The sequence below is a fragment of the Paenibacillus macerans genome (assembly GCF_050565405.1).
Classification (GTDB): Bacteria; Bacillota; Bacilli; order Paenibacillales; family Paenibacillaceae; genus Fontibacillus; species Fontibacillus macerans_B.
The window spans coordinates 15,523-38,234 of sequence record NZ_JBNYYG010000003.1; the positions used below are offsets into that span (position 1 = coordinate 15,523).

The 22,712-nt window shown below is 54.5% G+C and carries 22 protein-coding genes and 1 other RNA gene; 21 read left to right on the forward strand and 2 right to left on the reverse strand.

Annotated elements, in window-relative coordinates:
* Positions 1-93 precede the first annotated feature (93 nt).
* The 13 genes from cdd (at position 94) to rnpB (ending at position 13,410) form a co-directional block, all read left to right on the forward strand.
* Positions 94-507: a cytidine deaminase gene (gene cdd / locus ACQ4N8_RS03490; RefSeq protein WP_430702937.1), complete on the forward strand. Its 414-nt coding sequence runs from the start codon at positions 94-96 to the stop codon at positions 505-507.
* Between the two features lie 489 nt (positions 508-996).
* On the forward strand, positions 997-1,899 hold the full coding sequence (gene era, locus ACQ4N8_RS03495; protein WP_430702938.1) for a GTPase Era: 903 nt from the start codon (positions 997-999) through the stop codon (positions 1,897-1,899).
* Between the two features lie 122 nt (positions 1,900-2,021).
* Positions 2,022-2,159, forward strand: coding sequence for a YqzL family protein (locus ACQ4N8_RS03500; protein WP_430702939.1), 138 nt, complete (start codon positions 2,022-2,024; stop codon positions 2,157-2,159).
* A 21-nt stretch (positions 2,160-2,180) separates the two neighbouring features.
* Positions 2,181-2,930: a DNA repair protein RecO gene (gene recO, locus ACQ4N8_RS03505; protein WP_430702940.1), complete on the forward strand. Its 750-nt coding sequence runs from the start codon at positions 2,181-2,183 to the stop codon at positions 2,928-2,930.
* Positions 2,931-3,510: 580 nt separating this feature from the next.
* Positions 3,511-4,398, forward strand: a complete 888-nt coding sequence (glyQ, locus tag ACQ4N8_RS03510; protein WP_430702941.1) for a glycine--tRNA ligase subunit alpha — start codon at positions 3,511-3,513, stop codon at positions 4,396-4,398.
* Positions 4,391-6,472: a glycine--tRNA ligase subunit beta gene (gene glyS, locus ACQ4N8_RS03515; RefSeq protein ID WP_430702942.1), complete on the forward strand. Its 2,082-nt coding sequence runs from the start codon at positions 4,391-4,393 to the stop codon at positions 6,470-6,472. Before glyQ ends, glyS begins: the two co-directional genes overlap by 8 nt.
* Before the next feature lie 90 nt (positions 6,473-6,562).
* Positions 6,563-7,012, forward strand: a complete 450-nt coding sequence (locus ACQ4N8_RS03520; protein WP_430702943.1) for a YaiI/YqxD family protein — start codon at positions 6,563-6,565, stop codon at positions 7,010-7,012.
* A gap of 100 nt (positions 7,013-7,112) precedes the next feature.
* Entirely contained in the window at positions 7,113-8,936 is a 1,824-nt protein-coding gene (gene dnaG, locus ACQ4N8_RS03525) for a DNA primase (protein ID WP_430702944.1), read from the forward strand.
* 45 nt (positions 8,937-8,981) lie between these two features.
* A complete protein-coding gene (gene rpoD, locus ACQ4N8_RS03530; protein ID WP_430702945.1) occupies positions 8,982-10,106 on the forward strand; it encodes an RNA polymerase sigma factor RpoD in 1,125 nt (374 codons plus the stop codon).
* Between the two features lie 100 nt (positions 10,107-10,206).
* Entirely contained in the window at positions 10,207-11,034 is an 828-nt protein-coding gene (locus tag ACQ4N8_RS03535) for a hypothetical protein (RefSeq protein WP_430702946.1), read from the forward strand.
* Positions 11,031-11,792 (forward strand): tRNA (adenine(22)-N(1))-methyltransferase, encoded by a 762-nt coding sequence (locus tag ACQ4N8_RS03540; protein ID WP_430702947.1) that lies wholly within the window; start codon positions 11,031-11,033, stop codon positions 11,790-11,792. Before ACQ4N8_RS03535 ends, ACQ4N8_RS03540 begins: the two co-directional genes overlap by 4 nt.
* Positions 11,768-12,883, forward strand: coding sequence for a Nif3-like dinuclear metal center hexameric protein (locus tag ACQ4N8_RS03545; RefSeq protein WP_430702948.1), 1,116 nt, complete (start codon positions 11,768-11,770; stop codon positions 12,881-12,883). The genes ACQ4N8_RS03540 and ACQ4N8_RS03545 overlap by 25 nt, the downstream gene beginning before the upstream one ends.
* A gap of 123 nt (positions 12,884-13,006) precedes the next feature.
* Positions 13,007-13,410: RNase P RNA component class A (rnpB, locus tag ACQ4N8_RS03550), an RNA gene on the forward strand.
* 104 nt (positions 13,411-13,514) lie between these two features.
* On the opposite strand, the gene ACQ4N8_RS03555 is transcribed toward rnpB, so the two are convergent.
* Positions 13,515-15,443 (reverse strand): S8 family peptidase, encoded by a 1,929-nt coding sequence (locus tag ACQ4N8_RS03555; protein WP_430702949.1) that lies wholly within the window; start codon positions 15,441-15,443, stop codon positions 13,515-13,517.
* Between the two features lie 148 nt (positions 15,444-15,591).
* Between ACQ4N8_RS03555 and ACQ4N8_RS03560 the strand changes: the two genes are divergently transcribed.
* From ACQ4N8_RS03560 to thiI, 6 genes are all read left to right on the forward strand, one after another.
* Positions 15,592-16,098 (forward strand): YpuI family protein, encoded by a 507-nt coding sequence (locus tag ACQ4N8_RS03560; RefSeq protein WP_430702950.1) that lies wholly within the window; start codon positions 15,592-15,594, stop codon positions 16,096-16,098.
* A 147-nt stretch (positions 16,099-16,245) separates the two neighbouring features.
* Complete coding sequence (locus ACQ4N8_RS03565; RefSeq protein WP_430702951.1) at positions 16,246-16,458, forward strand: DUF1540 domain-containing protein; 213 nt, start codon at positions 16,246-16,248, stop codon at positions 16,456-16,458.
* A gap of 67 nt (positions 16,459-16,525) precedes the next feature.
* Positions 16,526-16,948 carry a hypothetical protein gene (locus tag ACQ4N8_RS03570; protein ID WP_430702952.1) on the forward strand — a complete coding sequence of 141 codons (423 nt, stop codon included), beginning with the start codon at positions 16,526-16,528 and terminating at the stop codon, positions 16,946-16,948.
* A 194-nt stretch (positions 16,949-17,142) separates the two neighbouring features.
* Entirely contained in the window at positions 17,143-17,901 is a 759-nt protein-coding gene (locus ACQ4N8_RS03575; protein WP_430702953.1) for a lytic transglycosylase domain-containing protein, read from the forward strand.
* A 106-nt stretch (positions 17,902-18,007) separates the two neighbouring features.
* Positions 18,008-19,147, forward strand: a complete 1,140-nt coding sequence (locus ACQ4N8_RS03580; RefSeq protein ID WP_430702954.1) for a cysteine desulfurase family protein — start codon at positions 18,008-18,010, stop codon at positions 19,145-19,147.
* A gap of 15 nt (positions 19,148-19,162) precedes the next feature.
* On the forward strand, positions 19,163-20,398 hold the full coding sequence (gene thiI / locus ACQ4N8_RS03585; protein WP_430703174.1) for a tRNA uracil 4-sulfurtransferase ThiI: 1,236 nt from the start codon (positions 19,163-19,165) through the stop codon (positions 20,396-20,398).
* Between the two features lie 67 nt (positions 20,399-20,465).
* Here the strand turns inward: thiI and ACQ4N8_RS03590 are convergent, their stop codons facing one another.
* A complete protein-coding gene (locus tag ACQ4N8_RS03590) occupies positions 20,466-21,173 on the reverse strand; it encodes a TerC family protein (protein ID WP_430702955.1) in 708 nt (235 codons plus the stop codon).
* A 129-nt stretch (positions 21,174-21,302) separates the two neighbouring features.
* Between ACQ4N8_RS03590 and ACQ4N8_RS03595 the strand changes: the two genes are divergently transcribed.
* Both ACQ4N8_RS03595 and ACQ4N8_RS03600 read left to right on the forward strand, forming a co-directional pair.
* Positions 21,303-21,962 carry a TerC family protein gene (locus ACQ4N8_RS03595; protein WP_430702956.1) on the forward strand — a complete coding sequence of 220 codons (660 nt, stop codon included), beginning with the start codon at positions 21,303-21,305 and terminating at the stop codon, positions 21,960-21,962.
* A 157-nt stretch (positions 21,963-22,119) separates the two neighbouring features.
* Complete coding sequence (locus ACQ4N8_RS03600) at positions 22,120-22,620, forward strand: hypothetical protein (protein WP_430702957.1); 501 nt, start codon at positions 22,120-22,122, stop codon at positions 22,618-22,620.
* Positions 22,621-22,712: the final 92 nt, after the last annotated feature.

The following is a 22,712-nucleotide window of genomic DNA, read 5'->3' on the forward strand; positions in this document are numbered from 1 at the left end:
TTTATGGGCGGATTTCTGCAATTTCTGAAACTAGTGAATCAGAAAAATCCGCTAACCACTCTTATTTTAGCGTTGTTAAGGAGATGATAAAACATGGATCACGCCCATTTAATGCAGGAAGCGATTAAGGCCCATAAAAACGCCTATATCCCCTATTCCGGCTTTGGCGTCGGAGCGGCACTGCTGGATCGTCAAGGTCATGTCCACCACGGCTGCAACGTGGAGAATGCCGCCTACAGTCCAACCAACTGCGCCGAGCGAACGGCCTTGTTCCGGGCGATTGCCGACGGGCATCGCCCCGGGACCTTTCAAGCGATCGCCGTTGTCGGCGACACGGATGAACCGATCGCGCCATGCGGCGTTTGCCGCCAAGTGCTGCTGGAGCTGTGCGGGCCGGATATGCCGGTGATTCTCGGCAATCTCAAGGGCAATATCCGCCATACCACCGTGCGGGAGTTGCTGCCGTACGCTTTCGCTCCCTCGCACTTGGAGGAGCCCCAAACCTAGAGGTAGTTCAAAAAGTCATCTTTTGAAGATATAGGAATGTATGGGCGCCTTAAGCATCAGCTTCCTTATATCGCAAGAAAAACTACCGCTAATCGCGGTCTGGCTTCCTGGAAGGTACTTCGATAGGTGTTTTTCTTATCACGAAGCTTTTGCATAGAAGCGGATTCGACGTCGAATCTTGAATTCAGCCGGGCCTTCCGTTGCTCACGTAGATTCATCTACGCTGCTCTACTGAGTCCCTAGCTTCATCCAACCTTCTTGATATCTAACGGACACCAGAGACGCTATTGACACACTTTTGGGCATTTTCCGATTCTAACGGACCGAAGAGACCTTATTTCGGGCAAAACGTACTAAATGGCCGCCATGAGTGTCCAATAAGGTCTCTGGAGTCCGTTACAGTGGGAAATAACCGGGAAATGGGCAAATAAGGTCATTACGGTCCGTTAATTAAACCTATGTTCAGGTCATGACGAAAGGAACTATTTTATGGCTAAAACAAAATTCAAGTCCGGCTTCGTGGCGATCGTCGGGCGGCCCAACGTGGGCAAGTCGACGCTGATGAATCAGGTCATCGGCCAAAAAATCGCCATTATGTCCGATAAGCCGCAAACGACGCGGAACAAAATTCACGGGGTGTATACCTCGGAAACCATGCAGATCGTGTTTCTGGACACGCCGGGCATCCATAAACGCCAATCGAAGCTTGGCGACTATATGAACAATACGGCGCTGAATACTCTTGGGGAAGTGGAAGCGGTCCTCTTTCTTGTCGATGCCGCGGAAGGGCTCGGCGGCGGAGACCGATTCATCATCGAACGATTGAAGGATGTGCGAACGCCGGTCATCCTGGTGCTAAACAAAATCGACCGCGTCGAGCCGGAGCAGTTGCTGCCGCTGATCGAGGAATATAGCAAGCTTCATCCGTTTACGGAAATCGTACCGATATCCGCTAAACTGGGCAATAATGTCAATACTTTGCTCGAGCAGATCGAGAAATATTTGCCGGAAGGTCCGCAATATTACCCTGAGGATCAGGTGACCGACCATCCGGAGCAATTTGTGTGCGCGGAGTTGATTCGCGAGAAAATCCTGCATCTTACCCGCGAAGAGGTTCCGCATTCCATCGCCGTGACGATCGAGGACATGCGCGTGCAGGAGAACGGGGTGGTGAACATTTCTGCGGTCATCTTCGTCGAGCGCGATTCCCAGAAGGGAATCATCATCGGCAAACAGGGGTCTTTGCTGAAGGAAGTAGGCAAACTGGCGAGACATGATATCGAAAACCTGCTCGGTTCCAAAATTTTCCTCGAGTTGTGGGTCAAGGTAAAGAAAGATTGGCGGAATCAGGAACGGATTTTGAAGGATCTGGGGTTCCATAAGGACGCTTGATCGACCGTGACGGAAGTTAGCCCATTCTATACTGGGAGTTATTGCAACGCATAGTTCGCTTCTATGCGCACATCCTATCTTTGAAGATGCAGGCGTCATTTCCGAAGAAAGGATGAATACGAATGCGAGATTTTTCGTGGAAGTATTTTGCGATGACTGGAGATGTCGATGCTTATATGCTATATAAAGAAGCCGGCGGCAATTCCGAGGAGGAGGCTGCGGCCGCTGAAGAGCTGGTCATAGAGGAAGAAGCCGAGTAATAACTGTTTGGGGGAAAAGGCATGCTCTACAGGGTGGAAGGTATCGTCATCCGCAGCATGGACTATGGAGAAGGCAATAAAATCATTACATTATGCACGGAATTGAACGGTAAAATCGGGGTTCTGGCGCGCGGCGCAAAAAAGGTGAAAAGCCGGCATGCGGCGCTGACCCAGCCTTTTACGCAAGGTGAATACGTGTTCTTCCGCCAAAACGGGGGGTTGGGAACGCTAAATCAAGGTGAGATCATCGAATCTCACTTTTCTTTGCGTGAGGACCTTTTTTTGGCGGCTTACGCCTCCTACGCCTGCGAGCTGCTGGATCGGACCCTGCAGGATGAAGAGGTGGGCAGCTTTTGGTACACCCAGCTCAAAGCCTGCCTGGACGGGCTGTCGTCGGGTAAGGATCCGCAAATCGTATTGCATTTGTATGAAATGAAAATTCTGCAGGCGGCCGGTTACGGTCCTTCGCTGGAACGCTGCATCTCCTGCGGACGGATCGACGATTCGCCTTATGTCAGCCCGCGTTTGGGCGGGAAGCTGTGCCGCAGCTGCCGGCATCAGGACCCTGCGGCGCTGAAGGTTTCGCCGGGCGTGCTCAAGCTGCTGGCGCTGTTTGAAAAAATGGATCTCCGCCGGCTCGGAAACGTAGAGGTGAAGGACGAAACGAAGCAGGAGCTAAAAACCGTGATGCGGGCTTTCATGGACATGCAGCTCGGACTCAAGCTGAAATCGCAGCATTTCCTCGACCAGCTGGACAAGTATGAAATTTGACGAACTGCATAAAATCATATAATATATAAAGGAATTTCTCCTTTATGGAGACTTGTGCGTTGAACGGGAAAAGTAATAAGACAGGCTTTTGTTAAAAATCAGCTTTTCAGCACCGAGAAGGTTGGATGAAGCAGGGACTGAGTAGCGGAGCGTAGGTGGAGCCTACGTGAGCAACGGAAGGCCCGGCTGAATTCAAGATTCGATGCCGAATAATCTTCATGGAACTACTTCGTGATCAAAAGCTGACTAAGCGAGCCGGGGAGGGTGGGAGCCCGGTCGGAAGGTCTTATGAACGGCGTCCCGGGAGCATGAAACGATCGTGAAAAGCGGATTTGTCCAGCTCGGCGTTTTTTGGCGGCTCGGCAAATCAAGTAGGGTGGAACCGCGGGAACTTAAAGTGCGAGTTTAAAAAGTCGGATTTTTCTTGATTCACTTCGTGATCAAAAGCGGACTTTTTAAACGACCTTTTACAGCTCTCGTCCCTACGTCTGACAGCAGGCGTAGAGGCGGGAGCTTTTTTATATTGCCCCGAAACAGCCGGCTGAACACCATCTAAAGTAGAGGGAGATGTGGTTCGTTTATGAATTTTCAGCAGATGATCTTAACCCTGCAGCAGTTTTGGGCTGAGCAAAATTGCATCGTCGTGCAGCCTTATGACGTGGAGAAAGGCGCGGGCACGCTGAACCCGATGACGTTTCTGCGTTCCATCGGTCCGGAACCGTGGAACGTGGCTTATGTCGAGCCTTCGCGCCGTCCGGCCGACGGACGTTACGGGGAGAACCCGAACCGTTTGTATCAGCATCACCAGTTCCAGGTCATTATCAAGCCGTCACCCGACAATATTCAGGAGATTTACCTCGAAAGCTTGAAGCGGCTGGGCATCAACCCGCTCGAGCATGATATCCGTTTTGTCGAAGACAACTGGGAGCATCCGGGTCTGGGCGCTTGGGGCCTGGGCTGGGAGGTCTGGCTTGACGGGATGGAGATCACCCAGTTTACCTACTTCCAGCAGGTCGGCGGGATCGAGGCCAACCCGGTTGCCGTGGAAATCACGTACGGGATGGAGCGCCTCGCTTCCTATATCCAGGACAAGGAAAACGTGTTCGAACTGGAGTGGGTCGACGGAACGACTTACGGCGACGTGTTCCACCAAGCGGAATTCGAGCATTCCAAATATACGTTTGAAATCTCCGACGTAAAAATGCTGTTTACCTTATTCAACATGTACGAGCAGGAAGCCGGCAAGGCGATGGAGCAGCATTTGGTGTTCCCGGCCTATGATTATGTGCTGAAATGCTCCCACACCTTCAATTTGCTGGATGCCAGAGGGGCGATCAGCGTAACGGAGCGGACGGGTTATATTACCCGGGTACGGAATTTGGCGCGTCAAGTCGCCGCCACGTATTTGGAGGAGCGCGAGAAGCTTGGCTTCCCGATGCTTCAGAAAGGGGGGGCTGCACGTGGCTAAGGATTTGTTGTTCGAAATCGGTTTGGAGGAAATGCCGGCCCGCTTCATCCGCGGAGCGATGGAGCAGTTGAAGGATCGGACGGCCAAATGGCTGGAGGAGTCCGTGATCACGCACGGCGCGATCGAAACCTATGCAACGCCGCGCCGTTTGACCGTGCTCGTAAAAGAAGTAGCCGAGAAACAGGAGGATGTGCACGAGGAAGTCAAAGGCCCTTCGCGCAAAATCGCTCTGGACGAAAACGGCGATTGGAGCAAAGCGGCGCTGGGCTTCGCCCGCAGCCAAGGAGCCAGCCCGGAGCAATTCACGTTCCGCGAGGTGGGAGGCACCGAATACATTTATGTCAACAAAAGCCGCATCGGCGTTGAAACGGCAAGCATCGTGTCCGAAGGCTTGCTAGGCATTTTACAGGCGATGAATTTTCCGAAGAACATGCGTTGGGGCAGCTACGATTTCAAATTCGTCCGTCCGATCCGCTGGATCGTCGCCTTGTTCGGTAAAGACGTCATCGATCTGGAGATCGCCGGCGTGAAATCCGGCAACGTGACGCGCGGGCACCGGTTCCTCGGGGCGGAAACCGTAATCGAAGAGCCGGCCGTTTACGTGGAGACGCTACGGGCCCAGCACGTGATCGCCGACGTGAACGAACGTCAGACCCTGATCCAAAACCAAATCGATGCCCTGGCCAAGGAAAAGGGCTGGCATATCGCGGTCAAAGAGGATTTGCTGGAGGAAGTGCTGTTTTTGGTGGAAACCCCTACCGTACTGTTCGGTACGTTCGAGGAGTCGTTCCTGCACATTCCGCAAGAAGTGCTGATCACCTCGATGCGCGAGCATCAGCGCTATTTCCCGGTGCTGAACGAGCAAGGCAATCTGTTGCCATACTTCGTCACGGTACGAAACGGCAATAACGCGTCGCTGGAGACAATCGCTCGCGGTAACGAAAAAGTGCTGCGCGCCCGTTTGTCCGACGCCAAATTCTTCTATGAGGAAGACCAGAAGCTGGCCATCAAGGACGCGTTGTCGAAGCTGGAAAGCATCGTTTTCCACGAAGAGCTGGGGACGATCGGCGACAAAGTCCGCCGCATTCGCCGGAATACGGAGAAGCTGTCGAGCCTGCTGGCCATCGATACCGGAACGGCCGAAGCCGCGGCACGCACCGCGGAAATCTGCAAATTCGACCTCGTTACGCAAATGGTTTACGAATTCCCTGAGCTGCAGGGCGTCATGGGTGAAGACTACGCGCGTAAAGCCGGAGAACCCGAGACCGTGGCGAAAGGAATCTTCGAGCATTATCAGCCGCGGTTCGCCGACGATGCCGTTCCGGCGGGGGCCGTTGGCTCCATCGTCAGCATCGCCGATAAAATCGATACGATCACCGGCTGCTTTTCGATCGGAATTATCCCGACCGGGTCGCAGGATCCTTACGGCTTGCGCCGCCAGGCTGCCGGCATCGTCCAGATCATCCTCGAGCATCGGTTGTCCGTTTCTTTGACCGATATTTTCAAGATCGCCCTGGAAACGCATCAGCAGCTTCGCGGCCTCAAGCGCGGCGAGGAGGAAATCTTGAAGGACCTGATGGAATTCTTCGGACTGCGCGTCAGAAAAACGCTGTCGGATCTTAATCTTCGCTATGACGTGGCGGACGCGGTCCTGGCGGCCGGATATGATGACGTGGTGTCTGTGGTCGCACGCGGCAACGCGTTGATGGAGGCCGTTAATGCGAAGGAGGATTTCAAGCTGACGGTGGAATCGTTCGGACGGGTCAGCAATCTCGCGGCAAAAGCAACCGGCGAAAAGGTTCGCTCGGACTTGCTTGCCGAGCCGGCGGAACAAGCGCTTTACGAAGCTTGGCGTTCACTGTCAGGCAGTTACCGCGACACGTTGGGCCGGCGCAACGCAGCGGGAGCGCTGACTTTGCTCGCCGGCCTGCAGGAAGCGATTACGGTATTCTTCGATGCCGTCATGGTTATGGCTGAAGACGAAACGATCCGTAAGAACCGCTTGGCGCTGCTGTCTGCGATCGATGAAGATCTGAAGTCATTTGCCGATTTCGGCAAACTCGTTTGGGCATAATAGAAGAAGCAGGAGACATCGTGGCTGCCGGTGAGTATTTCTCGCGGTCAGCCACACATTCCTAAACTGACATGTTGGAGGCGGTAAACCATGCGCATCGTCGTCGATGGGGACTCTTGTCCGGTAAAGGCGGAGATAGCCGAAACGGCGGGCAGGTTCCGCGTTCCGGTGCTGATGGTGTCATCTTACGATCATGTGCTGCAGCCGGCGGAAGGTGTAACGGTGGTTCAAGTGGACCGCAGCGAACAAAGCGCCGATTTGTACATTGCCAACCATGTGGATAAAGGCGATATCGTGGTTACGCAGGACTACGGCCTGGCCGCGCTGGTCATCGCCAAAGCCTGCCATAGCCTGTCTCCCCGCGGCGATCTGTATCATCCCGGCAATATCGATTATTTGCTGGAGCGCCGCCATCATCATGCCAAAGCGAGGCGCGGAGGCCGTTATCCCAAAGGACCGAGGCCGTTTTCGGTTGAAGACCGCGAGCATTTCGCCGCGGTGCTGTCAAAACTTTTGGAACGTTTGCAGGAGAATGTATAGTTTTAGCGAATTACTATTTACGTGTCATAGAGGAGCTTCAAAATGCCCGAAATTTTGACATTTTGGACGATTCTCTTTGCGAAAGATGAAGGTGGTTTGGATGAGTACCGGGCGTGGCAACATTCCGGAGGAAGTCATCGAGGCAGTCTTGCGGCAGCATGATATCGTCGATACGGTCGGCAAGCACGTTCATCTGACCAAACAGGGGAAGTACATGAAAGGGCTATGCCCGTTCCATTCGGAGAAAACCCCGTCGTTCACGGTAACTCCCGAACGGCAAATTTTCCATTGCTATGGCTGCGGCAAAGGCGGGAACGCCATCAAATTCAGGATGGAAATCGAAGGATTAACCTTTCCCGAGGCTGTCAGAATCATGGCGGAGGAAGCGCATATCCCATTTGAGGATAAGGGAAGAAGTTACGGGGATTCACCGCGGAACCAGGAGCTCGAGCAACTGCTGCAGGCTCATGAATGGTCCTCCAAGCTGTATCACTATTTGCTGAAAAATACGGAATACGGTAAGCCGGCGATGGCCTATTTGAAAGCCCGCGGCTTCACCGACAAAGCCATCGACACGTTCCAGATCGGTTACGCACCCGCCAGATGGGATACACTCGTCCAGTTTTTGGACAAACGGTCTTTTGATCTCGGAGAGATGGAGAAGGGCGGACTGCTGTCCTCGAGGCAGGACGGATCCGGTTATGTGGATCGTTTTCGCGACCGGGTCATTTTTCCGCTGCATAACCGCACTGGCAAGGTGATTGCATTTGCGGGAAGAGTGCTGGGCGACGGACAGCCGAAATACTTGAATTCGCCGGAAAGCAAGCTGTTTAGCAAGAGCCGGATCCTTTACAATTTGCATCAAGCCAAGAACGAAATCCGCAAAACGAGACAAATCGTATTGTTTGAAGGGTATGGAGACGTCATCAGCGCATGGGAAGCCGGAGTACACAACGGCGTAGCCACAATGGGCACGGCATTGACGGAAAGCCATGCGGCCATCATGCGGGGATTGGCCGACGAGGTTCTGGTCTGTTATGACGGGGATTCGGCCGGACAAGCCGCGGCGCTCAAGAGCATCCCGATTCTCGAAGGCATCGGCTTTCAAGTGAAAATCGCTTTGCTCAGCGAAGGTTTGGACCCCGATGAATTTATCCAAAAGTTCGGAGCTGAGAGGTTCCGGCATCAAGTATTGGACGGCGCGGTGTCATCCGTCAAATTTAGGCTTATATATCTGAGAAAAAACCATATACTGCTAGAAGAAGACGGTAAGGTCGCTTATATCAAAGAGGCGATGCCGATTATTGCAGCGCTCTCTTCGCCAAGCGAACGCGAGATTTATTTGAAGGAATTATCGGCCGATTTGCAGGTCTCCTTCGATAGCTTGAAGCAGGAATGCAACGAACTTAGGACGGCTATGCAAAAAAAGGCAGACGCCGGGGATAATAAGCCCGAAAGGTGGAATAATGGTAGGCATAAAAAAGGGCAGGCTTCCATGCCGGCTTTGCTGCCCGCTTATCACGTGGCGGAACGGAGATTGATTTCTTTTATGCTGCAGGACGAAGAGGTATCCCGCTATGTGGGCGATCGTCTTGGCACCGGCTTTAACATCGAAGATCATGTGGCGATTGCCGCTTATCTATACGCCTATTATGCACAGGGAAAGACCCCGGATGCAAGCCGCTTCATCTCGTCGCTTCAGGACGAACGGCTGGAGCAGACGGTCATTTCGATCGCGATGATGGATACGCCGGCCGAATGGACGACGCAGGAGCTGGACGATTGCATCCGCGAAATCCAGAGAGTACCGCTACTCGCGCAAATCAAGCAGAAGAAAGACGAGATGGTATCGGCCGAACGGGCCGGGGATTCCATGCGTGCGGCGCAAATTGCAAGTGAGATTATTGCCCTAGAGAGACAGTAAGAGGATGGACTTTCGGTGATGTTTCTAGGGAGGAGGGAGCCAGAGATGACGAATGAACAGCATACTGAACTAGAAACGGAATTGACGCTTGACCAGGTGAAGGACCAGTTGATCGAACAAGGCAAGAAAAGGTCTTCCTTAACATATAAAGAAATTATGGAGAAGCTTTCGCCTTTCGACCAGGACCCTGAGCAAATGGACGAGTTTTTCGAGCAATTGGCCGATCTTGGCATCGACGTGACGGCCGACGGCGACGAAGACCACCGGCGCAACGACGGCGAGGGCTCGCATGACGGAGACGACTTTAATTATGATGACGACCTGTCGCTTCCCCCGGGAATCAAGATCAATGATCCCGTTCGGATGTATTTGAAGGAAATCGGCCGTGTTCCGCTGTTGTCGGCGGACGATGAAATGGAGCTGGCCAAACGGATCGAGAACGGGGATGAAGAAGCAAAACGCCGGCTTGCCGAAGCGAACCTGCGTCTGGTCGTCAGCATTGCCAAGCGGTACGTCGGACGCGGCATGCTATTCCTCGATCTGATTCAGGAAGGCAATATGGGCCTGATCAAAGCCGTGGAAAAGTTCGACCATAAGAAAGGCTTTAAATTCAGCACCTATGCAACGTGGTGGATTCGCCAAGCGATCACCCGGGCGATCGCCGACCAAGCGAGAACGATCCGGATCCCGGTGCACATGGTGGAGACGATCAACAAGCTGATCCGCGTCTCCCGGCAGCTGTTGCAGGAACTTGGGCGTGAACCGACGCCGGAGGAAATCGCGGCGGAGATGGAGTTAAGCGTAGAGAAAGTCCGCGAAATCATGAAGATTGCCCAAGAGCCGGTCTCGCTGGAGACGCCGATCGGGGAAGAAGACGATTCCCACTTGGGCGACTTCATCGAAGATTCGGATGCTTTGGCTCCGGCGGATGCAGCAGCATATGAGCTGCTGAAGGAGCAATTGGAGGATGTCTTGGACACCCTGACGGAACGCGAAGAGAACGTGCTTCGACTTCGCTTCGGACTCGATGACGGACGGACGAGAACACTGGAGGAAGTCGGTAAGGTGTTCGGCGTAACGCGGGAGAGAATCCGGCAAATCGAAGCGAAAGCGCTCCGTAAGCTCCGGCATCCGAGCCGCAGCAAGCGGCTGAAGGATTTCCTCGAATAACGCGCGGCCCGCGTGCAACTTTGACCTTCTGCAGCTTAGCAGTAAGGTCATTTTTGTTGATCGTGCGTCTTCAACCTCTGAAGGAAGGTGAGTGGTTACCTTGGATCAGAACAAACGCAACATCATCCTGACGGAAATCGATCATTGGAGAAGAAGCCGGCTTCTTCCCGAGCAATATTGCGATTTTCTGGAAAACCTGTATCGTGAGCAGAACGAGGGACCTTCGTCCCGTCCTTCGTTCGCTTTGGGTCTTATCCAGCAAGGAAGCCTAAAACTCTGGTCCCTTTCTTTTGGAATTATTTCCTTCTTTTTCTTTATTGTTTTTTATTTTAGCGTTTTTCCCTGGGCTTTGCAAATCGTGATCACCCTGCTGCTCGCAGCGGTCTGCTATACCGTAGCCGGATATTACCGGCAGACAAGAACATTGTTCTCATTGTCGATGGCTGGAATCGGCAGTATGCTGCTGCTGGGGTTCGGCAGCTGGATCATCGCGCTGCAGGGCTGGCCGGCCGGCATCGGAACGACCCTGCTCATTACGGTATGCGGTCTTGTTTGGCTAGCGCTGGGATATGCCCTGCATTTCGGGATATTAAGCTACTGTGGTTTTGCCTGCGCCATTCTACTTTATGCCTTCCTGCTCGGCAGCATGAACCCGGACGTATCCTGGATCATGCTGCAGGTGCTGTGGCTTCCGTTCGCTGCTATCATGTTCTGGCTGAGCTGGTTAAGCCATCATCGGTTGAAGGAAGCGGCGCGCGTCTTTTTTGCCGTTTCTTTGACGTTATGGTTTATGCCGGAAGCGGATGCGCTGCTGCTGCGGGATGCCGTTTACGAGGGCATGGCGGTGCTGGTGCTGCTGAAGCTCGTGGCGGCCTTTCTGATTTTGTTTGGACTACGAAAAAAATGGGTGGTGTGGATCGCTTCATGAAATTATCAGCTAGATTACAGCTTATTGCCGACCTGCTGCCGGAGGGGGGCCGGTTCGCCGATATCGGTTCGGACCATGCGCTATTGCCCGTGGCCGCGGTGCGCAGCGGACGAGCTTCCTTCGCCGTTGCCGGGGAAGTGAACGACGGCCCCTTCGAGGCGGCCGGCCGTCAAGTGGCCGAGGCCGGGGAGGCGGCGCGGATTTCCGTTCGCAAAGGGGACGGCTTGGCCGTCATCGCTCCCGGCGAGGTCGATGCGATCACGATCGCCGGCATGGGCGGCGCCTTGATCGTTTCGATATTGAACGCGGGCCGGGCGAAGCTGGCCGGGGTCAAACGGCTGGTACTGCAGCCGAATGTAGGAGAAGAGTTCGTCCGCCGCTGGTTGCTGGACAATGGATGGTTTTTGGCGGAGGAGGCGATCCTGGAGGAAGACGGGAAAATTTACGAGATCCTGATGGCCGAGACCGTACCGCAGGCGGAGGAATTGAACGCCGAGCTATACCGGGAGCGCGAAATCGCCGACGGACGAGTGCGCCTCACCCGGGAGCTGCTGCTGTTGATGGGGCCGAGGTTAACGGCCGTGCCCAGCGGCGTGTTTTTCGATAAATGGGAATCGGAATTGCGCAAATTGGATAAAATCCGCCGATCGGTCGCTTCGTCGACGCAGGAGGCTTCCCGCGACAAGGAAGAGGAACTAAAACGGCTCTCGGAGCAGTTGAAGGAGGTGCTGGCATGTTTGCCAAGGGACAAACGATAGTGCAGTATTTGGAGCAGCTGGCTCCCAAGCATGTGGCGATGGAGGGAGATAAAATCGGCCTCCAGCTGGGTACCTTGCAGAAGGAAATCCGAAACGTGCTGGTGGCGTTGGACGTCAATGAGGCGGTGGTGGACGAGGCGATCTCGCTGGGGGCTAATCTGATCGTCGCCCACCACGCGATCATTTACCGCCCGCTTCCCCATTTGCAAACCGATACGCCGATGGGCAAGGTGTACGAAAAGCTGATCAAAAACGACATCGCCGTCTATGTCGCCCACACCAATCTTGACGTTACCGACGGCGGGATGAACGATTGGATGGCCGAGGCGCTGGGTATCGAAAGCTCCGGATCGCTCGAAGACATCCATACGGATCACCTGTATAAGCTGGTCGTGTTCGTACCGAAGGATCACCATGAGAGCGTGCTGGAGGCGATCCTGAACGCCGGCGCCGGAGCGATCGGCAATTACAGCCATTGCAGCTTTAATATCGAAGGCTATGGCACGTTTATGCCCGGCGAAGGCACTGACCCTTACATCGGCACGCAGGGCAAGCTGGCCAAGGCGGAGGAAATGCGCATTGAAACGGTTGTTCCGCAAAGTTTGCGAAGCAAGGTGATTCAGGCGATGCTCAAACAGCATCCTTATGAGGAGGTAGCGTACGATCTTTATCCGATGGATTTAAAAGGGCGTACGTTGGGACTTGGGCGCGTGGGCAAGCTCCGGGAGCCGGTCTCGCTGGAGGCTTTCGTGCAGCGCGTTAAGGAAGAGCTGGATGTGCCGACGGTAAGGGTCGTCGGCGATTTGGACCGGCCGATCCGCAAGGCTGCCGTACTTGGGGGCTCGGGCGGCCGGTATTGGAAGAGCGCACAATTCCGGGGCGCGGACGTGCTCGTGACCGGCGACGTGGATTACCACACGGCTCAGGATGCCTGGATGGCCGGAATCGCCATCGTCGATCCGGGACACAACGCGGAGAAAATGATGAAGCCGCGGGTAACGGCCTGGCTAACGGAGAAGCTTGACGAAGCCAAATCCGCAACGAAGGTGCATGCTTCCGCCGTCAATACCGAGCCGTTTGCTTTCATGTAAACTTGGGCGGACGGCCGCAGGCCATGATAGGGCTTCCAAGGCTGGCATAAAGCGTCAGCCTTGCCGCTTATTCGCTCTTGTCAGCAACCGGCAATGCTTGTATACTAACAAGTGTTGCCTTCGAAAGTTTGACAGACAATCGCCGGCGGCTTAGCGGCCGCGGGAGGAAAGTCCGGGCTCCATAGGGCAGGGTGCTGGATAACGTCCAGTCAGCGCGAGCTGAAGGATAGTGCCACAGAAATGGACCGCCGATGGCCGCTATATGGCGTGCACAGGCAAGGATGGAACCGAGGTGTAAGAGACCCCGAGGAACGCTGGCGACTTCGTTCCTGGTAAACCCCACTTGGAGCAAGACCTAATGGGACGTAGCTTCTTAGGAAGCAGCCTTTGCCCGAGGCGCGTCCGGGTTGGTTGCTGGAGCCGCCCAGTAATGTGCGGCCTAGATAGATGATTGTCACTCAAGGCGGGAGGGTTGTTCCCGTTATACCGCAGCGAGTACAGAACCCGGCTTACGGCAAACTTTCATCACTAAAGGGAACATCAACCATTCATATCTATGGATAAAGCCTCCGCATCGTTTGGAATCCCAAGCGATGCGGAGGCTTTTGGTTGTGGGCCGATGGTTTTAGGCTTAGTTGGCCCGGTCTACCGCGCGGTCCATTTTGCGTTGGATCGATTGCGGCCAGAATTGAAGCGGCGCTTCGCCGCCGCCGGCGGCCTGCAGCGCGGCGAAGACGTCGATTTGGCCATAACCGAAATATCTGTCCCGCCCGGTGTCGCCCAGGTCGATGACATTGTTCCGGATAATGTCCATGACCTCGGTATTCTTAAGCTCGGGATTTACCGACCGGATTAACGCCGCCAGGGCAGCCACGTGCGGGCTGGCCATCGATGTCCCGGACAAAGCGGCGTACTGGTTGTCCGGATAGGTGCTGGCGATGCTTTCGCCAGGGGCCATCACATCGATGTAGTCCCCGTAATTGGAGAAGGATGCTTTCTGCAGGTTATAGTCCGTTGCCGATACCGACAGGACTTCCGGATAGGCGGCGGGGTAACCCGGCCGTTCGGTGTTATCGTTGCCCGTTGCGGCGATCAGCACGACGTCCCGTTCATACGCGTATTTGATCGCTTCGTGCAGGAACTGGGCGTCCGCATAGTTGCCAAGGCTCATATTGATGACCTTGGCCCCGTGGTCGGTGGCCCAGATGATGCCTTGGGCAACGGAGTAGGTCGTCCCGGAGCCGGACTTGTCCAGCGCCTTGACCGGCAGGATTTTGCCGCCCCACATCATGCCGGCGATGCCTTCGCCGTTGTTCACGTTGGCGGAGATGATTCCCGCCACGTGAGTGCCATGACCGACATCGTCGGTCGGCTGCTGGTCCGGCGCGATCACGTTATAGCCTTGAAGCAGCCTGCCTTGCAGGTCGGGATGCTTCAGGTCGACGCCGGTATCGACGACGGCGACAATGACGTCGTTGCTGCCCTTGGAAAGCTGCCAGCCCCGGTTCGTTTCGATGATCGGCAGGTTCCACTGGTATTCGGAGAACAACAGGTCGTTCGGTATCTCGGGCGTTTCTTCTGAAACGCCGGTTTGCTGGTCACTGAACCAGCCGCGGTCGTCCCAATAGCTTCCGCCGCTTTCATTCGTCAGATACAAATAATGCGGCTCGATATACTTCGGATTCCATTTGTTTTGGAAGTACTGTTTGAGCTGCTTCATGTCCATCGTATCCGAACGGAAGATGTAGGTGTGATTCAGCTTCCGCGCCGGCCGGCAGGCAATATCCCGTTCGATTTGCTTCATTTGCTGCGGGGTGGGAGTTTTTTGAAAGGTGACAACGATCTCGTTTTCGTAATAATGGCTTGCTTTTTCGTTGTCGTGACCCGTCTTGACGGTCATGTCCCGCAGCGTGTCCGTATGCACCGATTCAACCTTGTATTTGCCTTCCTTCGGATAGGGGATCAACCGCAGATTTTTATGCTGATGATCCTGCACCCGGGCGAGGATGCCGACGTCCATGATGGCAATGACGCCCTGCTTCTTGTTTTTGGCCGGCTCGGCGGCTACGAAATACTTCGGCTGTTTTTCGGGAAATGAAGGGGACTCGTAGGACGACGATTTTTTGATCGCCTTTTTGGCATATCCCAAATACGTATCAAGCTGTTGCTTCACGGCGGAGTCCGGTTTGAAATCCGGGCGGCGGAATGCTTTGGTCTGGCCGGTTGCCGCATCGTACCACAAGATCGCCTGGAACTGCTTATGGTCCTTTTGCAGCTCCTCCGCGGAAGTCGGCTGTTTACCGTTCGTGCTCTGGCCCAAGGAAGCGGCCAGTTTGCGGAGATGCCCCCTCGCATCCAATCGCGATAACCGTTCGGTTGCCGTGATGTCGCGTTTCAGCATGTTCTGCTTCAATTTTTGCTCCTGTGCCGGTTTGGGCACGGAAAGCTCTGCTACCCGGTTTCGCGGGGGCTTGCTATCCGAGGGTGGGAATAACAGGGAGACCGCAGCTACTGCTGCGGCGCCGGTCAATCCGACCGCGGCCCATCTGCGCCATTTCATCGGTTTACCTCCTTCGATTCTAATGGGTATAGCGTGAGGTGATGTCCCTGTTTTTATTCCTGCGGGGATACCGAATTCGGCGAAATTATGTTACGATGATTTCGTTAATGACTATACCGATCATTACAGGTGAAGGAGAATTGTTCGCATGCCACAAGCCAATAACATCAGGCAACTGTGTGAGACCACCAAAGAAAAGCTGAAAAGCGCGGCAGGTCCGATCGAGGCGTTTCTGAACGAATATTCGTTGCCGCAGCTTATGGAAGGCCAGGACGAAGAGACGAAATTGTTTTACCAGGGTTTTTTGTCGGATCTGCGGCATTTGCTTGTATTTTCCGAGGTTTGCTATGAGAAGCTGGGCATCGCTTTACGTCGCGGAACTTTTGACGAGGAAGCCGCGGAGAAAGTGTTGTACCATGTGTACCACGACTGCGTGAATCATTTCTTCTATCCCAAGAACGAGAGCTATTCCGAAGACGGAAGATATGCTTATACCGGGCAGGATGCCATTCGTTTCCGCAAAAAGCCGTCGCGTGCGGCTCGCGACATCGTGCTGGACATCACCCGATATTTCGAAGATCTGCGCGATGATCTGACCTACTATGAAAGCGACTATTTGACCCAGATCCGCCTGAACCGAACCCATTCCAAATGAACTGAATGCTCAGAAACCATCCCGATGCCGATTCCGGCATCTTTTTTTATTTTTGCATCGATTTGTTAATTGCACGGCTGCATAAGGCATTCGACGCGCGGGGACAATGTACCCGAGGTGATCAACATGCCAAATGGGGAAAAACCCATGGTAAAATGCAGCGTTTCGAACTGTAGCTATTGGGGAGAAAAAAATGTATGCAACGCCGATGTGATCATGATCGATATCGATCAGCACGCGGGCAACCATTATAAGGCGGAATTTGCCGGCGAAACGTTCGATACGGAGCACCGAGATGCGGCACCTGCTTCCTCTGCCACCTGCTGCCACACGTTTAAACCGAAGTCGAAATCATCGTAACGTAGGACCCGGAGGTCAGGGGGATTGACACCCGGAATCGCACAACACTTTTACGGAGGTGCTTTTGATGACTGAGACTGATTCCAAAAAGGGCAAACCAGAACACCCATCATCCGGAAAGCAACACCGTACCGACTATCCCCGTAAAGCTGAGCGGGAACACCGGGAGGAATACGCCACTGATATAACGCCGGCCGGCACGTTCAGCGGAAACGTCGTTCGCGGGGAACGTTCGGAAGGCGGCGTCCGCGATGTCAACCGTTCCGAACGCGCCGATGGCGAGAACGCCGCGGGACGTACCGTGGGTTATGTCGGCGTCGGATTGGGGATCGCCTCGCTTTTTATGTGGTCGATTATTTTGGGGCCGCTGGCGGCGGTGATGGGGTTTTATGCATACAGCCAAGGCAATAAAACTTCCGGCGCGTGGGCCATCGGACTGGGCATCGTTTCTACATTAAGTTATTTCGTTCTTATGCCGTTTACTCGTTAACGCTGCCGGGTAAGGACTGATTTTGCCACGTGGAATAATCGATTGAGCAGGCTAACGTCGCCTTATGGACGTTGGCCTTTTCCCGTTTTTTCGCGGCTTTTTTGCAAAAAAGTGGTGGTTATTGCAGCGGATTACGTGTAAAATATAGGCATTAACCTTGTGTTGAACTTGCATTAAAAAGGAGCCTATTTCGCATGCAAATTGACCCGCGCACCATGGGACAGCTGATTCAGCTTCAGTCGATCAATAACGTGGATTTGCAGGGAACCTCGGTACAGCGGAATTCCGGAGATACCGACGGCTCGCTATTCGATATATTGCTGGAGGAAATGATGTTGGCCGAGCAAGGGGAAACCTCGGCAGCCTCCTCGTCTGCTTCTGCTGCTTCGGCGTTGTCTTCGCTTCAGGGTTACCTCATGTCTGCCGGTGTGGACCTCTCCGACGGCCTGGAAGGGATGTTCCCGGAATCGCTGCCTTCGGCACAGGTTTCGTCAGGTAGGTTTGGCGACGGCGGTACGCCTGCTCCTTATGCGGGCGAAGAGGATTTGCAATCGTTGATATCCCGCGCCAGCCTTAATTACGGCGTGCCGGAAAGCTTAATCAAAGCCGTGATTGCCACGGAATCGTCCTTTAATCCTCAGGCGGTTTCCTCCGCAGGGGCCAAAGGCTTGATGCAGCTCATGGACGGAACGGCAAGAGGGCTGGGCGTCAGCGATCCGTTCGATCCTGCGCAAAACATTGATGGCGGCACGAAATACTTGTCCTACCAGCTTAACCGCTACGGAGGCGACGTCAAAACGGCGCTTGCCGCCTACAACGCCGGACCTGGACGACTGGAGAGGCTGGGGATCGGCAATGATGAGCAATTGATGGAGAAGTTTCACCTGCTGCCGCAGGAAACGCAAAAGTACATCGGCAAGATTTTGAATGCCCAAGCCCGTTTTGGGGTTTAGGTTACGGGACGAATATACTCAGTAAGATCAAATGGGAAAACGCTCCGAAGCGTCTTCGGATTTTCGCGTTTTTTCTTTTGGTCTTTTTTAGGATGAAGGTGAAAACATGATTTATTTTGACCATGCTGCCACGACGCCTCCCTATGAAGAGGTGACGCGAACGGTGGCCGAGGTAATGGCGCGTCATTTCGGAAATCCGTCTTCGCTTCACCGGCTAGGGGAGGAAAGCGGAAAGCTTCTTAATAAAGCGCGCGAGGTTTGCGCTGCCGCCCTTGAGGTGAAGCCGCGAGAAATCGTCTATACGGCCGGGGCCACGGAAAGCAACAATCTGGCGATCAAAGGAGCGGCCTTACAATATGCCGGCCGCGGAAAACATTTGATTACGACCGCCACGGAACATCCCTCCGTTCTGGAAAGCTGCAAGCAGCTCGAATCATGGGGCTGGGAATTGACGATATTGCCGGTGGACGAAGCGGGACGAGTCACCGCCGATCGGGTGCTGGAAGCGCTTCGTCCAGATACCGTGATCGTATCCGTGATGCATGTCAATAATGAAACGGGTACGGTTCAGCCGGTCGACGAGATCGGAAAGAGGCTTCAAGCTGCGGCACCGCGGGTATTATTCCATGTCGACGGGGTGCAGGGCTTCGGCAAGCTGCCGTTATCGATCCGGGAAAGCGGAATTGATTTGTACAGCTTATCCGCCCATAAGCTGAGAGGTCCCAAAGGCATAGGCCTGCTGTTCATCCGCGAGGGCTTGCAACTGTCTCCGCTGCTGGCGGGCGGGGGCCAGGAAGGGGGCTTGCGTTCCGGGACCGAAAACGTGCCTTATATCGTAGCTTTCGCCAAGGCCATGCGCCTGGCGGCGGAAGGCCGAGAATCCCTCGCGCTTAGGCTGAACGGTTTAAAGGTTCAATTGGTTGGGGGATTGGCCGCGTTGCCCGAGCTGGCGGTCAATTCGCCGGAAGGCGGTGCTCCGCATATCATCCATTTTTCCTATCCGGGCATGAAAGCCGAAGCATTGCTGCACATGCTGGAGGAGGAAGGATTTCTCGTTTCGACCCGCTCGGCTTGCTCCTCCAAACGCAGCGAACCGAGCCGCGTACTGCTGGCCATGGGAAAAAGCAAGGAAGAGGCCTCGTCAGGCATCCGCATTAGCCTTGGCGAAGAACATAACGAACAGGACATTGACGATTTGCTTGCAGCGTTGCGTCGAGCGGTTTCGCGGCTGCAAGCTTTACGATAGGAGATAGGAAATATGTTGGAGTATGATATGCTGCTGCTTCGTTTCGGGGAAATCACCATCAAAGGGCGCAACCGGTCCCGTTTTGAAAAAGTGGCCTACAGCCACGTAAAAACGCTTCTGCACAACTTCCCCCGGACGGAGATTCGCAAGGAATTCGGCCGAATTTATGTCGTACTGAACGGGGAGCCGTTCCAGGAGATCCTGGCCGCAATGAAGAACGTATACGGCGTCGCTTCCATTTGCCCGGTTAAAGTTGCACCTTCCCGTTTGGAAGACATCCTCGATACTGCGATCGCCTTCGTAAAAGAGCGGGCTGCCGCCCCGGGAACCAGGTTCAAGGTTAGCGCGCGCCGGGTGTGGAAGCCGTTTCCCCATTCGTCCCATGAAATGAATCGGCTCGTCAGCGGACCGATCCTGAACGCCTGCCCGCAGCTTAAGGTGGACGTACATGAACCGGAAATCGATTTGCGCGTGGAAATTCGCGAGGACGGTACCTATTTGTTCTCCGAGGTGATCCCGGGGGCGGGAGGTTTCCCGCTGGGAACGAACGGCAAGGCGATGCTGCTCCTGTCCGGCGGCATCGACAGCCCGGTAGCCGGCTGGTCCGCGCTTCGACGCGGGCTGGAAATCGAATGCGTACATTTTCACAGCTACCCGTTTACGAGCAAAAAAGCCGAGGAGAAGGTAATCGACCTGGCCAAGGTGCTATCCGGATATGCCGGAAGGATCAAGCTGCATCTGGTTCCGTTTACCGACATTCAAACGGCGTTGGCGCAGACCGGCCAAGATAATCTGATCATCACGCTGATGCGGCGCTCGATGCTGCGCATTGCCACCAAGCTGGCCGAGCGGAACGGTGCCCTGGCGCTCGTGACGGGCGACAGTCTCGGGCAGGTAGCCAGTCAGACGTTGTCCAGCATGAACGCGATCGGACGGGCGACCGACCTGCCGCTGCTTCGGCCGCTGGTCATGACCGACAAGACGGACATCATCGCCATGGCCCAGCAAATCGGCACCTACGATCTATCGATTCTGCCGTATGAGGACTGCTGCACATTATTTGTGCCGAAATCGCCTTCGACCAATCCGAACCTGCGCATTCTCGAAAATGTCGAGCAATCGCTAACGGACTTGACGGAGCAGATCGATAAGGCCGTGGAGAACACCGAGACGATCATAATCAAGGCAGGTCGCGGGATCGTTAGCCGCAATGCGGCAGAGAAGCCCGTCATCGAAGAAAACTGGTTTTGACACGGCTGCATAACAATCAAAAACCCGCTCTTGGCCATCCCTGCGATGGCTCGAGCGGGTTTTGACATTAATGCGTTGCCGGATGGGTACGGTGACCGTCCTCTTCCTTGCGCTGTTGTCTTTTCTTCTTCAGGAAGCCGGCCAGCAGCACGCAGGCAATGACCAGGGCGATCAGCGTATAGCGAAGGACCAGGTTCTCTTCGAAGAAATGAAGGAAATGGGGTTCCTCGGTAATCATATTGGCGGCGGTATAAGCGAGCACCGCAGCGCCCACATAAGCGATCCAAGGGAACTTGTCCAGCAACTTGATGAACAAGGTGCTTCCCCATACGACGATCGGTACGCTAATCAGGAGGCCGATCACGACCAACACCATATGCTGCTTGGAGGCTCCCGCGACCGCGATCACATTGTCCAGCCCCATGGCCGCATCGGCCACGACGATGGTGCGGATCGCCGGCCACAGTTTATCTTTAGCTTCAATGTTGTCATGCCCGCCGTCATCCGCTAATACCTTGTAAGCGATAAAGACGAGCATAAGACCGCCGACCGCCAACAGCCAGGGGATGCCGAGCAGCCAAACGACGATCAGCGTTGCTACGATCCGCAGGATGACGGCTCCGGCCGTACCGTATAGGATCGCTTTTTTCTGGACTGAATGGGGGAGCTTTCTCGCCGCCATCCCGATCACGATAGCATTGTCTCCCGCAAGAATGAGATCAATAAAAATAATGTTGATCAGCGAGAGAAAAAAAGCAGCACTAAATAATTCCACGTATGTCACTTCCTCTATAGACGTATATACGTATTAATTCATCAAAAGGATTCATTTGTCCAGAGTTGTTTTTGGAAAATGGCATAGCTTGGCTCATCTCCTCATACAAGTTGTAGGGGAGGGATGAGCGTGGAACAATTACTTCTGTTATCGGAAATCTTGATCATCAATTTGGTGCTTAGCGGCGACAACGCCGTAGTGATAGCCATGGCCAGCAAAAATTTGCCGCTCCATCAGCGGAGACGGGCGGTATGGTGGGGGGCGATGGGGGCGGTGGTTCTGCGCTGCCTGTTAACCTGGATCGCCGTCATTTTGCTGAAGATCCCTTTTATCCATGCGGCCGGAGGCCTGCTTCTGGCTGTGATTGCCTTCAAGTTGCTACTGCCGCATGAAGAGCATTCGCGCGTGACCGGGGCCGGTTCGCTGTGGAAGGCCGTGCAGACGATCCTGGCCGCCGACTTCATCATGAGCCTCGATAACGTGCTGGCGATTGCTGCGTTGGCGAAAGGAGACCTGTCGATCCTGGTCATCGGGATCGCCATCAGCATTCCGATCGTCGTCTGGGGCAGCAACCTGATCGCCGACTGGCTGCAGCGTCTGCCTGTCCTTACGTATGCCGGGGCAGGGATCCTCGGGTATACGGCGGGCGACATGCTGCTGCAGGATCCGCAGCTCGGACCGGCCTTGACGGCTGCGGCCCCGGCATTGGCCCATGCGGTGCCCGCCGTGACGGCTGCGGTCGTTATTATGTTCGGCTGGATGAGAAAATATAACGCCGGCCGCGGCTGAACCCCATCGGAATATCCATCCACCCCGCCTTGAAAATCATCTTGATTCCTTCACAAGGGAAGAGTGGTTTTTTGGGCGGAATTCATATAAACTGGAAGTGAAAGGGATGTCGTATTTTGCTGCGGCTTGTCCCTCATTGTCTTCTGGAAGGTGTGTGATGGATATGTCCGACAACAACAAGCTAATGACAGGCGTATTGATTCTGGCTGCCGGAATTATTATCCTGCTGGGGAAATTGGGCTTTTTCAGCTTTCTGGGCAAGGCGCTTTGGCCGCTGTTATTGCTGATTCCCGGGATCGTGCTGCATCTTTGGCATTTTTGGCGGAAAGGGCCTTCGGAGCTGTTGCTGCCCGGCGCGATTTTGGTGGTGTACAGCATCGTGTTTTTCATCGGAATTATCGGCGGGTGGCAAACGTTGAAGTATACCTGGCCCGTATTTTTTCTCGGCATCGCGATCGGCCTGTTCGAATACGACTTCTTCTCGCCTCAACGCCAGGGCGGATTTCTCATCGCAGCCTTGATTCTGGGGGCAATCTCCGTCATCCTGCTCGGATGGACGCTGTTCTCCTTGTCGATCGTTTATATCCTTGCCGTACTGCTGATTATCGGGGGGATCTGGTTGATCGCAACCCGAGGGAATAGAAGGCGCTCCTGGTGACGCCTTTCCAAGTTCTTGAATTATTCAAAATTTCGCGTATAATATAGGGGATATGTCAAGCGTCGGCATTTTAGTCGACGCTTTGTTTTGTG